The sequence below is a fragment of the Streptomyces sp. JLBG701 genome (assembly GCF_058544905.1).
Genome location: NZ_CM178588.1, coordinates 9908443 through 9921548 on the forward strand (window position 1 = coordinate 9908443; position 13106 = coordinate 9921548).

The 13106-nt window shown below is 70.1% G+C and carries 13 protein-coding genes and 2 pseudogenes; 12 read left to right on the forward strand and 3 right to left on the reverse strand.

What is annotated here, in order from left to right:
* Window positions 1-123 precede the first annotated feature (123 nt).
* Window positions 124-501 (forward strand): annotated as a pseudogene (locus tag AC5DRG_RS45250) (dioxygenase); the annotation flags it as partial.
* Window positions 488-953: pseudogene (locus AC5DRG_RS45255) on the forward strand (dehydroquinate synthase/iron-containing alcohol dehydrogenase family protein); the annotation flags it as partial. The pseudogenes AC5DRG_RS45250 and AC5DRG_RS45255, both read left to right, overlap by 14 nt.
* A 93-nt stretch (window positions 954-1046) precedes the next feature.
* Here AC5DRG_RS45255 and AC5DRG_RS45260 read toward each other — a convergent pair.
* Window positions 1047-1970 carry an EamA family transporter gene (locus tag AC5DRG_RS45260; RefSeq protein ID WP_491805951.1) on the reverse strand — a complete coding sequence of 308 codons (924 nt, stop codon included), beginning with the start codon at window positions 1968-1970 and terminating at the stop codon, window positions 1047-1049.
* A 68-nt stretch (window positions 1971-2038) separates the two neighbouring features.
* On the opposite strand from AC5DRG_RS45260, the gene AC5DRG_RS45265 reads away from it, so the two are divergent.
* Window positions 2039-2908, forward strand: coding sequence for a LysR family transcriptional regulator (locus AC5DRG_RS45265; protein WP_491805953.1), 870 nt, complete (start codon window positions 2039-2041; stop codon window positions 2906-2908).
* A 16-nt stretch (window positions 2909-2924) separates the two neighbouring features.
* Here the strand turns inward: AC5DRG_RS45265 and AC5DRG_RS45270 are convergent, their stop codons facing one another.
* Window positions 2925-3386, reverse strand: coding sequence for a VOC family protein (locus AC5DRG_RS45270; RefSeq protein WP_491805955.1), 462 nt, complete (start codon window positions 3384-3386; stop codon window positions 2925-2927).
* Between the two features lie 113 nt (window positions 3387-3499).
* On the opposite strand from AC5DRG_RS45270, the gene AC5DRG_RS45275 reads away from it, so the two are divergent.
* The 6 genes from AC5DRG_RS45275 (at window position 3500) to AC5DRG_RS45300 (ending at window position 9220) form a co-directional block, all read left to right on the forward strand.
* Window positions 3500-4150 (forward strand): GntR family transcriptional regulator, encoded by a 651-nt coding sequence (locus AC5DRG_RS45275; protein ID WP_491805957.1) that lies wholly within the window; start codon window positions 3500-3502, stop codon window positions 4148-4150.
* Window positions 4151-4195: 45 nt separating this feature from the next.
* Window positions 4196-4984: a PIG-L deacetylase family protein gene (locus tag AC5DRG_RS45280; RefSeq protein ID WP_491805958.1), complete on the forward strand. Its 789-nt coding sequence runs from the start codon at window positions 4196-4198 to the stop codon at window positions 4982-4984.
* Window positions 4985-4986: 2 nt separating this feature from the next.
* Window positions 4987-5691: a 4-carboxy-4-hydroxy-2-oxoadipate aldolase/oxaloacetate decarboxylase gene (locus AC5DRG_RS45285; protein WP_491805960.1), complete on the forward strand. Its 705-nt coding sequence runs from the start codon at window positions 4987-4989 to the stop codon at window positions 5689-5691.
* Window positions 5688-6800: a 4-oxalomesaconate tautomerase gene (locus AC5DRG_RS45290; RefSeq protein ID WP_491805962.1), complete on the forward strand. Its 1113-nt coding sequence runs from the start codon at window positions 5688-5690 to the stop codon at window positions 6798-6800. The genes AC5DRG_RS45285 and AC5DRG_RS45290 overlap by 4 nt, the downstream gene beginning before the upstream one ends.
* Window positions 6797-7747, forward strand: a complete 951-nt coding sequence (locus tag AC5DRG_RS45295; RefSeq protein ID WP_491805964.1) for a catechol 2,3-dioxygenase — start codon at window positions 6797-6799, stop codon at window positions 7745-7747. The genes AC5DRG_RS45290 and AC5DRG_RS45295 overlap by 4 nt, the downstream gene beginning before the upstream one ends.
* 150 nt (window positions 7748-7897) lie before the next feature.
* Window positions 7898-9220, forward strand: coding sequence for an MFS transporter (locus AC5DRG_RS45300; protein WP_491805966.1), 1323 nt, complete (start codon window positions 7898-7900; stop codon window positions 9218-9220).
* A gap of 134 nt (window positions 9221-9354) precedes the next feature.
* Here AC5DRG_RS45300 and AC5DRG_RS45305 read toward each other — a convergent pair whose 3' ends face one another.
* Window positions 9355-9759, reverse strand: a complete 405-nt coding sequence (locus AC5DRG_RS45305; protein ID WP_491805968.1) for a cupin domain-containing protein — start codon at window positions 9757-9759, stop codon at window positions 9355-9357.
* Between the two features lie 236 nt (window positions 9760-9995).
* On the opposite strand from AC5DRG_RS45305, the gene AC5DRG_RS45310 reads away from it, so the two are divergent.
* From AC5DRG_RS45310 to AC5DRG_RS45320, 3 genes are read left to right on the forward strand one after another with little or no spacing between them, the layout of a single operon-like run.
* On the forward strand, window positions 9996-10559 hold the full coding sequence (locus tag AC5DRG_RS45310) for a carboxymuconolactone decarboxylase family protein (RefSeq protein WP_491805970.1): 564 nt from the start codon (window positions 9996-9998) through the stop codon (window positions 10557-10559).
* Window positions 10556-12043, forward strand: coding sequence for a sugar ABC transporter ATP-binding protein (locus AC5DRG_RS45315; protein WP_491805971.1), 1488 nt, complete (start codon window positions 10556-10558; stop codon window positions 12041-12043). The genes AC5DRG_RS45310 and AC5DRG_RS45315 overlap by 4 nt, the downstream gene beginning before the upstream one ends.
* Window positions 12040-13056, forward strand: coding sequence for an ABC transporter permease (locus AC5DRG_RS45320; protein WP_491805973.1), 1017 nt, complete (start codon window positions 12040-12042; stop codon window positions 13054-13056). Before AC5DRG_RS45315 ends, AC5DRG_RS45320 begins: the two co-directional genes overlap by 4 nt.
* Window positions 13057-13106 lie beyond the last annotated feature (50 nt).

Consider the following 13106-nt stretch of genomic DNA (forward strand, 5'->3'; position numbering starts at 1 on the left):
ACATGGAGACGGCATATGGACGCATGGATGAATGGATCCACCGGATGATGCTAGGTTCGCTGAATTGAATATTCAATAGCGTCGTCGGTGAGGTGGAACCGGAAGGCGTGACATCGTGCCGGTATCACCACCGATGCCACGGAGACCACGGTCACGGACGAAGCGGTGCACAGTCTGCGCGCCACCGCCGATCCGCGACTGCGCGAACTGCTCACCGGCCTGATCCGCCACCTCCACGACTTCGCGCGCGAGACGCGGCTGACGCAGGCGGAGTGGGAGCGGGCAGTCGGCTTTCTGACGGCCACGGGACAGATGTGCACGGACACCCGACAGGAGTTCATCCTCCTGTCGGACGTGCTCGGTCTGTCGATGCTCGTCGAGACGATCAACGGTCACCGCGCGCCCGGCGCCGCCGAGTCGACCGTCCTCGGCCCCTTCCACATGACCGAGTCGCCGGTACGTGAACTCGGCGCGGACATCGACCTGGTGGGCGGCGGCGAACGCGCCGCTGATCGCTCTGATGGCGCAGGAGGGCGTGCGGGCGATGGCGCGCGCCCTTCCCGAAGTGGCCGCCGATCCTGCCTCGTTGGAGGCGCGCGGGCGTGCCCTGTACGGGGCCTGGCTGTGCGGGTCCTGTCTGGGTGCCACCACGATGGGGCTGCACCACAAGATCTGTCATGTGCTCGGGGGCACGTTTGGCCTCCGGCATGCCGAGACACACACGGTGGTACTGCCGTACGCCCTGGCCTTCAACGCGCCTGCGGCTGTGGCCCGTGCGCTCGACGCCGACGACGCCCCAACGGCTCTGTGGCAGCTGGCCGGTGGTCTTGGTGCGCCTCGTTCCCTCGCCGAACTGGGGCTGGCCGAGAACGACTTGGCGGGTGACGGTGGACGAGGTGCTTGCGTTGCTGCGGGCAGCGTATGAGGGGAGGGTTCCGGAGTCCTTGTGTTAGGGGAGTGCCGCGATGTGTCGTCGTTCGGCTGCGGCGTCGTCGTGGCTGGTCGCGCAGTTCCCCGCGCCCTTAAAGGCGCTGCGGTGGTCCGCGTCAAGGGCGCGACGTGACGATGCTCAGCGCGTTCGCGGCCACCACCGCGCCGATCGCCGTCCAGTCCGTCCAGCCCAGCGACTGGCCGAGGATCACCCAGCCGACCAGTGCCGCGAGGACCGGGTGGGCGCTCATGAAGAGGCTGAAGGTGTGGGCGGGGACGCGGCGCAGTGTCTGCAGGTCCGCCAGGAAGGGGAGCGCCGAGGAGAGCACGCCTGCCGCCACCGCGCAGGCTACGGCCGTCAGGGTCGGCGGGTGGTGGAGGGCTGTGGCCAGGCCGATCGGCAGGAACAGGAGCGCCGAGACCCCGGCCGCGGCTGCCGAACCCTCCACCCCGGGCAGCCGGCGGCCGACCGTGCGGTTGAGCAGGATGTACGCCGCCCAGCAGGCGGCGGCCAGCAAGGCGAGGCCCATCCCCAGGTAGTCGGTGGACGGCTGCGGTCGCATCAGCGTGACGACGCCCGCCGCCGCCAGCAGCCCGCAGCACGCGTCCGTACGCCGGCGCGACCCGGCCAGCGCGATGGTCAGGGGGCCCAGGAACTCCAGGGTCACGGCGAGCCCGAGGCCGACGCGGTCCACGGCGGTGTACAGCGACAGGTTCATCGTGGCGAACACCAGGGCCAGCAGCAGGACCGGTCCCCACTGGCGCCGGGTGAATGTGCGCAGTCGGGGGCGGCCCACGGCCAGCAGGACGACCGCGGCGACGTACTGGCGTATCGCCACGACGCCGGCGGGACCGAGGACCGGGAAGGCGAGCGAGCCGATCGCGGCGCCGGTCTGGCTGGACAGGCCGCTGCCCAGCATGGTGGCCACACCGGCGAGGCGATGGCCGGCGGAGGGCTCGGGGGAGGCAGCCGACAGGTGGCGGTGCGCGGGCCCTTCGGCGGGACCCTCGGCGGGCGCGGGCGCGGGTGCTCCATGCATGGGTCGAGCATGCCGCCCCTGTACTCATGCGTAAAATGCATCAGCCGATCCATCTATACGCTTGCGTCATGGACGCGCGTATCGCGGATGTGGAACTGCGGCAGCTGCGCTGTCTCGTCGCCATCGTCGACGAGGGCACCTTCACCGACGCCGCCATCGCGCTCGACGTCTCGCAGGCGGCCGTCTCCCGTACCCTGGCCTCCCTCGAACGGGCTCTGGGTGTAAGGCTGTTGCGGCGGACCTCGCGTGAGGTGACTCCGACGAGCACCGGACTGCGTGTCGTCGCGCACGCCCGGCGGGTCCTCGCGGAGACGGACGAGCTGATCCGGGAGGCCACCTCGGGCCACGCCCATCTGCGCGTCGGTTACGCCTGGTCCGCGCTCGGCCGGCACACGGTCGCCTTCCAGCGCCGCTGGAGCGAACTCCATCCGGGCACGGACCTGCACCTGGTCCGGGTCAACTCGGCCACGGCCGGGCTCGGGGAAGGCATGTGCGACCTGGCTGTGGTGCGCAGGCCTCTGGAGGACAAGCGGTTCGACTCCGCGATCGTGGGGCTCGAACGCCGGCTGTGTGCCCTGGCCGCCGACGACCCCCTCGCCCGGCGCCGCTCGGTCCGGCTCGCCGACCTCGCCGGACGTACGCTCCTCGTCGACCGCCGCACGGGCACCGCCACCGTGGAGCTCTGGCCGCCGCACGAGCGCCCGGTGACCGAGGAGTCCCACGACATCGACGACTGGCTGAACGTGATCTCCACCGGCCGCTGCATCGGCATGACGGCGGAGTCCACGTCCCACCAGTACCGGCGGCCGGGTGTCGTCTACCGGCCGGTGCGGGACGCCGGGCCGGTCGCCGTGCGCCTCGTCTGGTGGCGGGACGACCCGCACCCCGCGACCCAGCCCGCGATCGAGCTGCTCACCCTGCTGTATCGCGGGGAGTGAACCCGGCCGCGGGGCCTCACGCAAGGTCGCCGGCGCGGATCTGGAGCATCACTCCCGCGCCGGCGTCCGCCGTGTCGTACAAGGTGAAGCCGCTGCCGTCGGGGCGTCGGCCGCGCAGCAGGACGTCGAGGCCAAGCCGGGCCGCCTCCGTCTCGGCGGCATCGCCGTCGGGTACGCCGAAGGCGAGGTGAAAGACTCCCTCGCCATGTGTTTCCAGGAACTCCCGTTGCGGGCTCTCGCCCTTGCCGGGCTCGCAGAGCTGGAGCTGGATGTTCGCGAGGTCGGCGTACTTGCAGCGCAGCCCGAAGAACGCGTCGCGGTCCGGGACGCGCAGGTCGTCGGCGAAGGACGCGGGGGAGGGCAGGTCGTGCCAGGGGCCGATGCCCGCGGACTCGTAGTAGGTGACGGTCTTCTCCAGGTCGTTCACGACGACGCAGATGTGATGCAGCGTGCTGAACACGGCGCTCTTTGCCGGCATGAGCTGGGACCGTAGTACCCAGCAAGGACACAGGCAATACGGCGGACAAAATTGTTGACAATCTTGTTTGGCTAGATTTAGGTTCGACAGGCACTCACTCAGGGAGGGCAAGGATGCCGAAAGAAGCCAGTCCGGGCACCGGAGAGCAGGCCAAACAGCTCGCGATGACGCGGCTGCGGCAGGCGATCCTGCACGGCGAGATGGCACCGGCCCAGCGGCTGGTGGAGAACGAGCTCGCCGAGCAGTTCGGTGTGACACGGGCCAGCATCCGGGCGGCGCTGATCGACCTGGAGGCCCAGGGGCTGGTCGAGCGGATCCGCAACCGCGGTTCGCGCGTGCGGGTGGTGACCGTGGAGGAAGCGGTCGCCATCACGGAGTGCCGCATGGTCCTGGAGGGACTGTGCGCGGCCAAGGCGGCCGTCGCGGCCAGCGACGACCAGCTGACCGAGCTCGTGGATCTCGGGTCGGCGATGTCCAAGGCGGTCGCCGACGGAGAGCCGATGACCTACTCCGACCTCAACCACGAACTGCACGCCAAGGTCCGGGAGTTCTCCGGCCAGCAGACGGCCGTCGAGCTGCTGGAGCGGCTCAACGCCCAGCTGGTGCGGCACCGGTTCCAGCTGGCGCTCAGGCCGGGGCGTCCGCAGCAGTCCCTGAACGAGCATCTGGCGATGATCGAAGCGATCACGGCCAGGGACCCGCAGGCGGCCGAAGGGGCCGTCCGCGCCCACCTCACCAGCGTGATCGACGCGTTGCGCGACTGACGCACGCGGGGCGGGCGCCCACCTGTCCACCAAGGAGATTCTGCAATGACGCATGCCGACGCGCCCTCCCCCAGTCTCGACTCCGCTCGACCGGGGGGACCCCCACCCCCACCTCGGTCGACTCTTGTCGTCACGGCGCACGCCGGGGACTTCGTGTGGCGGGCGGGCGGTGCCATCGCCCTGGCCGCCTCCCGGGGCGAGAAGGTCACCATCGCGTGCTTGACCTTCGGTGAGCGCGGCGAGTCCGCCAAGGCGTGGCGCGAGGGGAAGAAGCTCGACGAGATCAAGGCGATACGCCGGGACGAGGCCGAGCGCGCCGCGGCCACCCTTGGCGCCGAGGTCCGCTTCTTCGACGCCGGCGACTACCCGCTGGTCGTCACCGCGGAGCTGACCGACAAGCTCGTCGAGGTCTACCGCGACACCCAGCCGGACGTCGTCCTCACCCACCCGACCGAGGACCCCTACAACGGCGACCACCCGGCCGCCAACCGCATGGCGCTGGAGGCCCGCATCCTCGCCCAGGCCATCGGCTACCCCGGCCCGGGCGAGATCATCGGCGCCCCGCCGGTCTTCTTCTTCGAGCCGCACCAGCCCGAGATGAGCGGCTTCAAGCCCGAGGTCCTCCTCGACATCACCGAGGTGTGGGACACCAAGCGCAAGGCCATGGAGTGCCTCGGCGCCCAGCAGCACCTGTGGGACTACTACACCGACCTCGCCGTCCGCCGCGGTGTCCAGCTCAAGCGCAACGCGGGTCCCAACCTGGGTCTGGCGCACAAGACCATGGCCGAGGCGTTCATGCGGCCGTTCCCGGAGATCGCGAAGGAGCTGGCATAACCATGGGCGGCGTCATCGTCACCAACCCGCCGAAGGCGGAGCTCAAGGACGTCGAGGCGCTCGCCGGATACGGCGTGGCCACCGTCAGCGAGGCCATGGGGCGCACCGGTCTCCTGGGCCCGGAGATCCGCCCCGTCCAGCAGGGCGTACGGGTCGCCGGCACCGCCGTCACCGTGCTCTCCTGGCCCGGCGACAACCTCATGATCCACGCCGCGGTGGAGCAGTGCGGCGAGGGCGACATCCTGGTCGTCACCACCACCTCCCCGTGTACGGACGGCCTGTTCGGCGAGCTGTTCGCGACAGCGCTCCAGCAGCGCGGCGTGCGGGGAGTCATCATGAACACGGGCATCCGCGACACCCAGGAGCTGCGCGAGATGGGCTTCGCCGCCTGGTCCCGGGCGGTCTCCTCGCAGGGCACGGTCAAGGCCACCGGCGGGTCGGTCAACGTGCCGATCGCCATCGACGGCCAGGTGATCCGCCCCGGCGACGTGATCCTCGCCGACGACGACGGTGTCGTGGTCGTGCCGCGTGAGCGCGCCCGGGAGACGGCCGAGAAGTCCGAGGCCCGCGAGGCGAAGGAGGCCGCCACCCGCGCCGCCTTCATCCAGGGCCAACTCGGCCTGGACCGCTACGGGTTGAGGGACACCCTCAAGCGGCTCGGCGTCGAGTACAGGACATACGACGAGTACGCGGGGGAGTCGTCGTGACCTCCCTTCCCGAGGAGGTGCCCTGTCTGCTGATGCGGGGCGGCACCTCCAAGGGCGCCTACTTCCTCGCCGACGACCTGCCCGCCGAACCCGCCCTGCGCGACGACCTGTTGCTGCGCGTCATGGGCAGTCCCGACGAGCGGCAGATCGACGGCCTGGGCGGTGCGCACCCGCTCACCAGCAAGGTCGCCGTGGTCTCGCCCTCCGCCGACCCGCAGGCCGACGTCGACTACCTCTTCCTCCAAGTCGTGGTCGACCGGCCCGAGGTGAGCGACCGTCAGAACTGCGGGAACATCCTCGCCGGCGTCGGCCCGTTCGCCGTCGAGCGAGGGCTGGTCCCGGCGGGCGAGAGGGAGACAGCCGTCCGGATCCGCATGGTCAACACCGGCGACCGTGCGACGGCGACCTTCCCGACCCCCGGCGGACGCGTCGACTACACGGGCGACGCCGAGATCTCGGGCGTGCCGGGGACGGCCGCGCCCGTGGTCATCGAGTTCCCGCCGAGCGAGAGCCCGCTGCTGCCCACCGGCAGCGTCCGGGACGAGATCGACGGCGTGGCCGTGACCTGCGTGGACAACGGCATGCCGGTGGTCCTCATCGAGGCCGCCTCCCTCAAGGCAAGCGGCTACGAGTCGCCCCGGGAGCTGGAGGGGAACGTCGACCTCGCCGACCGGATCCGCACGATCCGGCTGGAGGCGGGCCGGCTCATGGGCCTCGGCGACGTCGCGGACGCCACCGTGCCCAAGGTCACGCTGCTCGCCGCGCCCCGCGACGGCGGCGCGGTCACCACCCGCACCTTCATTCCGGTGCGCTGCCACACCTCGATCGGTGTGCTCGGCGCGGCCAGCGTCGCCGCAGGCCTGCGGATCGAAGGCGGCGTGGGCGCAGACCTTGCCGTACTTGATCCCGACAGTGACCGAATTCGCATAGAACATCCCACCGGATTCCTGGACATCGAAAGTAGTCTCGGGACCGCCCCCGACGGCCTGCCTTCCGCCCGCCGTACCGCCGTGGTCCGCACGGCCCGCAAGCTCTTCGACGGCACCGTGTTCCCCCGGTCCGCCGAGACGGCGCCGATTCCCCCACGACCCCAAGGAGGTCAACGATGACTCCGCCGCTCGGCGACATCGCCCACATCGGCCACGCCCAGCTGTTCACCCCGGACCTGGACGCCAGCGTCGCCTTCTTCACCGACTACCTGGGGCTCACCGTCAGCGGGCGGCACGGGGACACGGTCTACCTGCGGACCTTCGACGACTACGAGCACCACAGCCTGGTGCTCACCGCCCGCGAACAGCCCGGCCTCGGCCGGCTGGCCCTGCGCACCTCCAGCGAGGAGGCCCTCCAGCGCCGGGTGAAGGCGGCCGAGGACGCGGGCGGCACCGGCAAGTGGGTCGAGGACGAACCCGGCCTCGGCAAGCTCTACGTCACCACCGACCCCGACGGCCACGAGCACGCCCTCTACTGGGAGAGCGAGCACTACCAGGCCCCCGAGGAGCTCAGGCCCGCGCTGAAGAACCAGCCGCAGGCCAAGCCCAACCGGGGCGTGAGCGTACGGCGCCTGGACCACATCAACTTCCTCGCCGCCGACGTGCTGGAGAACGCCGAGTTCCAGCAGAACGTGCTCGGTGCCCGGCCGACCGAGCAGATCCAGCTGGACAGCGGGAAGATCGCGGCGCGCTGGCTGACGTACACGAACAAGTCGTACGACGTCGTCTACACCTCGGACTGGACCGGCAGCACCGGGCGGCTGCACCACATCGCCTTCGCGACCGACACTCGCGAGGACATCCTGCGCGCGGCCGACCTTGCGATCGACACCGGTGTGTTCATCGAGACGGGCCCGCACAAGCACGCCATCCAGCAGACGTTCTTCCTGTACGTCTACGAGCCCGGCGGCAACCGCATCGAGCTGTGCAATCCGCTCACCCGCCTTGTGCTGGCGCCCGACTGGCCGCTCATCACCTGGACCGAGGAGGAGCGGAAGAAGGGGCAGGCCTGGGGTCTGAAGACCATCGCGTCCTTCCACACCCACGGCACGCCGACCGTCGACTGAGGCCGCTGGAGCCACCCCCTGCATCGATTGTCGATGAGATTGTTGACAAAAACGTTGACACTGAGGGGGTGGCTCCTTAGCGTCTAGCGCACACCGGGTCAGCCGCACGAGCCGCCTCGACCCTCTCCCCAAGCTCAGAGGAAAACAAAGATGTCCTCCTCCCCCTCCCTGTCCGCTCGCGGCAGCAGACTGGCCTTCCTGGTCGTCGGGCTGTGCTGGCTGGTCGTCTTCTTCGACGGCCTCGACATGTTCATCTACGGCTCCGTGCTCCCGCAGATGTTCGAGGCCAAGGCCCTCGGTATCGACCCCTCCAAGGCCGGTGACGTCGGCTCCTACGCCACCTTCGGCATGCTGCTCGGCGCCCTGTCCTCGGGCACCGTCAGCGACTGGGTGGGCCGCAAGAAGACGATCATCTACTCCACCGTCGTCTTCTCCCTGGCCTCCGCTCTGTGCGCCTCGGCCGGCAGCCTGGGCGTCTTCAGCCTCGGCCGCTTCCTGGCCGGCGTCGGCCTCGGCGGTCTGCTGCCGAGCGCGATCACCATGGTCACCGAGTACGCCCCCCGCGGGCGCGGCGCCCTGATAGTCGGCTCCCTGATGACCGCCCACCAGGCCGGCGGTATCGCCGCCGGGTTCGTGGCCCTGTGGACCGGCGACTGGCGGGTCTCGTTCTGGATCTGTGTGATCCCGCTGTTCGTCGGTGTCCCGCTGGCCGCCAAGTTCCTGCCCGAGTCGATGGCCTTCCTCCAGGCCAAGGGCCGAGGCGAGGAGGCCCTCGCGCTCGCCGACCGCTACGGCGTCGAGCTGGCCGGCCGTGACAAGGACCGCCCGGCCACCGCCGAGCGCTTCAGCGCCCTCGCCGCCCTGTTCCGCGGCGGCCTGTGGGTCCAGACCCTGCTCTTCTGGCTGGCCTCCTTCGGCGGCCTCCTGCTGGTCTACGGCGTCTCCCAGTGGCTGCCGACGCTGATGAAGGCCAACGGCTACGACCTGGGCTCCTCGCTCGGCTTCGTCATCGTCATCAACCTCGGCGGCATCGTCGGCATGCTGGTCGGCGGGCGGCTCACCGACAAGTTCGGCGGCTCGCTCATCTCCGCCATCTGGTTCGGCGCCACCGCCCTGGGCATCTACACGCTCAGCATCAAGATGGCGCTGCCCCTCACCTACACCGTCGTCTTCCTGACCGGCATGTTCCTCTTCAGTGCCCAGGCGATGATCTACGCGAACGTGGCCGGTCGCTCCAGCGCCGAGAACCGCGCCACCGCGGTCGGCTGGGTGTCGGGCATGGGCCGCTTCGGTGCCGTCTTCGGCCCGTGGCTCGGCGGCCAGTTGCTCGCCACCGGCTCGACCACCGCGGGCTTCACGGCCTTCGCCATCGCGGGCGTCTTCGCCATGGTGATGATCAGCCTCACCGGTCTGCGCAGTGTCCAGCCGAAGGCTCCGGCCGAGGTCCAGCAGGAGCTGACCCCGACCGGCTGATCGCAAGGCCACGCACCCGGTCGTACAAGGGGGCAAGGACCGAAGGCCGGCCACCGCAGGGGATGCGGTGGCCGGCCTTCGGCGTTGGCGCTGCACGGGTCCTGGAGCCCCCGACAGGGCTCCAGAAGGCGTTCTCAGCCCATCTGGTCCTCGACCGAGAGGTGTTCGACCGTCTTGCCGGTCTCCGTGAACGTACGGGTCACATGGCCGGAGGAGTACACCCACAGGATGCGCAGCGGACGGTCGCCGATGTTGCGGAAAAGGTGAGGGATCGGCGACGGCACATACGTGGTGTCGTACTGCTCCAGCTTCGTCACCTCGCCGTCGACCACCACCTCCGCCTCACCCTCCAGGATGGTCACGTGCTCGTCGCAGTTGTGCGAGTGCAGCGGGGCCCCCGAGCCGACCGGATACACGCTCATCCCGCTGGTGATCCGGTTCTCCCCGGCCGCCGACACCGTGGTGACGAGCGGTGTCGTGACGACGGAGCCGCCCCGGTCCAGCAGGGGCACGGACGCGGTCTTGATGATCGTGGTCATCCGGAATTCCTCTCCACACTTCATGGCGATGCGTCGAACGACGTTAGGTCGCGCCCGTGTGAATGGGTGCCCTCCGGCGTGCAGTTTTACCTTGCACTCCGGGAGGGGTGAGCACCCCCCACCTCGGCTGTACCGTCGGCACGCATCGCACGGCGTTCGGTTCCGTGCCCGAAACGCGCCGGAAAGAAAAGGCAGGTATCGGCCACATGAGGCTTCCCGTTCTCAGCCATGAGGAAATGACTCCGAGCCAGCAGGAGTTGGCCGCCCGTATCGCCGGCCGTCGTGGCGCCGTCCGTGGTCCTTTCCGGGTCTGGCTGCACAGCCCGGAGATGTGCGAGCGGGCCGAATCCCTCGGCGCCTTCGCCCGCTTCGACTGCAGCCTCCCCAAGCACCTGCGGGAACTCACGCTGTTGATGGCCGCCCGCAACTGGGACGCGCAGTACTCCTGGAACGCGCATGTGCACCAGGCCGTCGAGGCCGGCATACCGGAGGCCGCCGTCAAGGCCATCGCCGAGAAGCGCGAGGCCGTCTTCGACGAGGAGGCCGACCAGGCCTTCTACCAGTTCTGCCGCGAGATCCTCGACGAGCACTTCGTCACCGACGAGACCTTCGCCCGCGCCCACGCGCACTTCGGTTCCAAGGGCCTGGTCGACACCATCGGCGCACTCGGCAACTTCACGATGCTCGGCATGTGCCTGAACACCTTCCAGGTGGACCTCCAGGCCGACAAGGAGCCCCCCTTCCCGGACATCCGCGGCTACGGGCGTGTCGCCCCCGACGGCGACGGGGCTCGGTCGTGACACCCGTCGTCCGCGTCCGTGGCATCACCAAGAGCTTCGGCGGGGCGGCCGCGCTCAAAGGCGTGGACCTCGACCTCCACCCCGGCGAGATACACGCCCTGATGGGCATGAACGGCGCCGGCAAGTCAACGCTGGTCCAGGTCCTGTGCGGAGTCCACCAGCCCGACGGCGGCACCATCGAGATCCAGGGCGACCGGCACTCCGGACTGACCGTGCGCAAGGCCCGCAAGCTCGGCATCTCCTGCGTCCCGCAACGCCGCGAACTGGCCATGGGACTGACCGTCGCCGAGAACGTGATGCTGGGCGACCTGCCCACGCGGGGCCGCACCGTGCACTGGCAGGCCGTCAAGGACGAGGCGCGCAAGGCGCTGGCCGCCCTCCGCATCGACATCGACGTGGAGCGGACCGCGGGTTCCCTCTCCGTCGCCGAGCAGACCATGGTCGAGGTGGCGCGGGAGGTCCGCCGCGGCGGCCGTGTGCTGGTCCTCGACGAGCCGACCGCCTGTCTGAGCGCCAAGGACGCCAACCAGATCCGGGCCCTGGTGCGGAAGTTGCGCGACGACGGCGTCGCCGTCGTCTACATCTCGCACTACATCGACGAGGTCATGGCCGTCGCCGACCGGCTCACCGTCCTGCGCGACGGGGCCGTCGTCACCACCGCGCCGGCCTCCGAGATGGACCCCGCCGGGCTGGTCCGCAGCATGGTCGGCCGGGACGTCGTCTCGCAGCGTCCCGAGCGGCCCGCCCCGAAGGCCGAGAGCGGTCTGAACATCAGCGGCCTGAGCCACGGCCGGGCCGTCCAGGACTTCACCGTCGAGGTACGCAAGGGCGAGATCGTCGCCGTCCTCGGGCCGGCCGGGGACGCCCAGTCCCGGCTGTTCGACCTGCTCTCCGGACGCAGCCGCCCGGACGCCGGTGAACTGAACGTCGACGGCAGGCGCGTCCCCTTCGGCCGGGTGGCCGCCTCGCTCCGCAGCGGCCTGCGCTGTGTCACGGGCGACCGCCGGGCCCTGGGCCTGGTCCCGGGGCTGACCCTGGACGAGAACCTGATGCTGGCCGACGACCGCTTCGCGCGGCGCAGACTGCACCGCCGCGGTGAACTCGCCCGCCGCGCCGCCCCGTTGCGCAGCAGCTACGGCGTCGTCGCCCTCACCGGCAACCCGCCGGTGGGCGCGCTGTCCGGGGGCAACCAGCAGAAGGTCCTGCTGGGCAAGTGGCTGGAGACCGATCCGGTCGCCTGCTTCCTCGAAGACCCCACCAACGGTGTGGACGTGGCGGCCATGGCCGACATCCACGCCCTCGTCGACGACCTCGCCTGCCGCGGCGTGGCCGTACTGCTCGCCTCCTCGTCCGCCGAGGAGGTCATGCGGCTGGCCGACCGGGTCGTCGTCGTCAGTGCCGGCCGCACGGTCGCCGAGCACGACATCACCGCCATCACCCGCGACGAGCTCGTCGCCACCGCTCTCGGAGGACAACCCCAGTGAGCCTCAAGACCCCCTCCGCCTCCCCGGACGCCGTGGCCCGACCGCCCGAGCGCAGCGCGTCCCGCCTCACCCCCCAGGCCCTGCTGCGGATCCCGCACGGCGGACTGATCGTCGTCCTGGTCCTGGTGTGCGTGTTCACCGCCGTCCAGGCGGACTCCTTCACCACCCACCAGAACCTGCTCAACGTGCTGCGGCAGATCAGCGTGACCGCCGTCATCGCGGCCGGGCTGACCCTGCTGATGACCGCCGGCGGCATGGACTTCTCCATGGGCAGCAACGCGGCCGTCACCGTCTCGGTGGGCGCGACCCTGCTGTCGGGTGGCCACTCCACGCCCGTGACCGTGGTCCTCACCCTGCTCCTCGCCACCCTGATAGGCCTGGTCAACGGTCTGGTGGTGACCTTCACCAACGTCGCCCCGTTCGTCGCCACGCTCGCCTCGGCGATGCTCCTGGACGGTGTCGCCCTGCTCGTGCTCAACGGCGAGAGCATCACCATCGGCGAGAAGATGTTCGCGCTCGGCAACTCCAGCCTGGCCGGACTCCCTTATCTGCTGATCGTGGCGGTGATCGTGCTCGCCGCGGTCGGTCTTGCCATGCGGTTCACCACCTTCGGCCGTGACGCCTTCGCGATGGGCGGCAACGAGCACGTCGCCCGGCTGAGCGGCATCAACGTCTCCGGCCGCAAGCTCGCCCTGTACGCCCTCGCCGGCGCGCTCGCCGGTCTGGCCGGGCTGATGCTGCTCTCCCGGCTCGGCGCCGCGGCCCCCAACACCGGTGGTCTGCAGACCCAGTTGACCGCGGTGGCCGCGGTCGTCATCGGCGGTACTTCCCTGGCCGGCGGTCACGGCAGCATCTTCGGCACGGTCCTGGGCTGTGTGCTGCTCGGCGTCGTCGCCAACGCCCTCAACCTGCTCCAGGTCAACAGCTACTACCAGTTCGTCGTGACCGGCGGCGTGCTGCTGGTGGCCGCGATCGTCAACGAGTTCCAGCGGAAATCCTCACCGGGCCATTGAGGCCAAGCCCATGCGTAAAGCAAACACACCTTCTCTTCGAAGACGCAGGA

Bases quoted from the DNA above. Each gene is read 5' to 3' on its own strand.
- AC5DRG_RS45285 (WP_491805960.1), top strand. From the start codon at position 4,987: ATGGGCGGCGTCATCGTCACCAACCCGCCGAAGGCGGAGCTCAAGGAC.
- AC5DRG_RS45270 (WP_491805955.1), bottom strand. From the start codon at position 3,386: ATGCCGGCAAAGAGCGCCGTGTTCAGCACGCTGCATCACATCTGCGTC.
- AC5DRG_RS45275 (WP_491805957.1), top strand. From the start codon at position 3,500: ATGCCGAAAGAAGCCAGTCCGGGCACCGGAGAGCAGGCCAAACAGCTC.
- AC5DRG_RS45260 (WP_491805951.1), bottom strand. From the start codon at position 1,970: ATGCATGGAGCACCCGCGCCCGCGCCCGCCGAGGGTCCCGCCGAAGGG.
- AC5DRG_RS45305 (WP_491805968.1), bottom strand. From the start codon at position 9,759: ATGACCACGATCATCAAGACCGCGTCCGTGCCCCTGCTGGACCGGGGC.
- AC5DRG_RS45310 (WP_491805970.1), top strand. From the start codon at position 9,996: ATGACTCCGAGCCAGCAGGAGTTGGCCGCCCGTATCGCCGGCCGTCGT.
- AC5DRG_RS45280 (WP_491805958.1), top strand. From the start codon at position 4,196: ATGACGCATGCCGACGCGCCCTCCCCCAGTCTCGACTCCGCTCGACCG.
- AC5DRG_RS45265 (WP_491805953.1), top strand. From the start codon at position 2,039: ATGGACGCGCGTATCGCGGATGTGGAACTGCGGCAGCTGCGCTGTCTC.
- AC5DRG_RS45295 (WP_491805964.1), top strand. From the start codon at position 6,797: ATGACTCCGCCGCTCGGCGACATCGCCCACATCGGCCACGCCCAGCTG.
- AC5DRG_RS45300 (WP_491805966.1), top strand. From the start codon at position 7,898: ATGTCCTCCTCCCCCTCCCTGTCCGCTCGCGGCAGCAGACTGGCCTTC.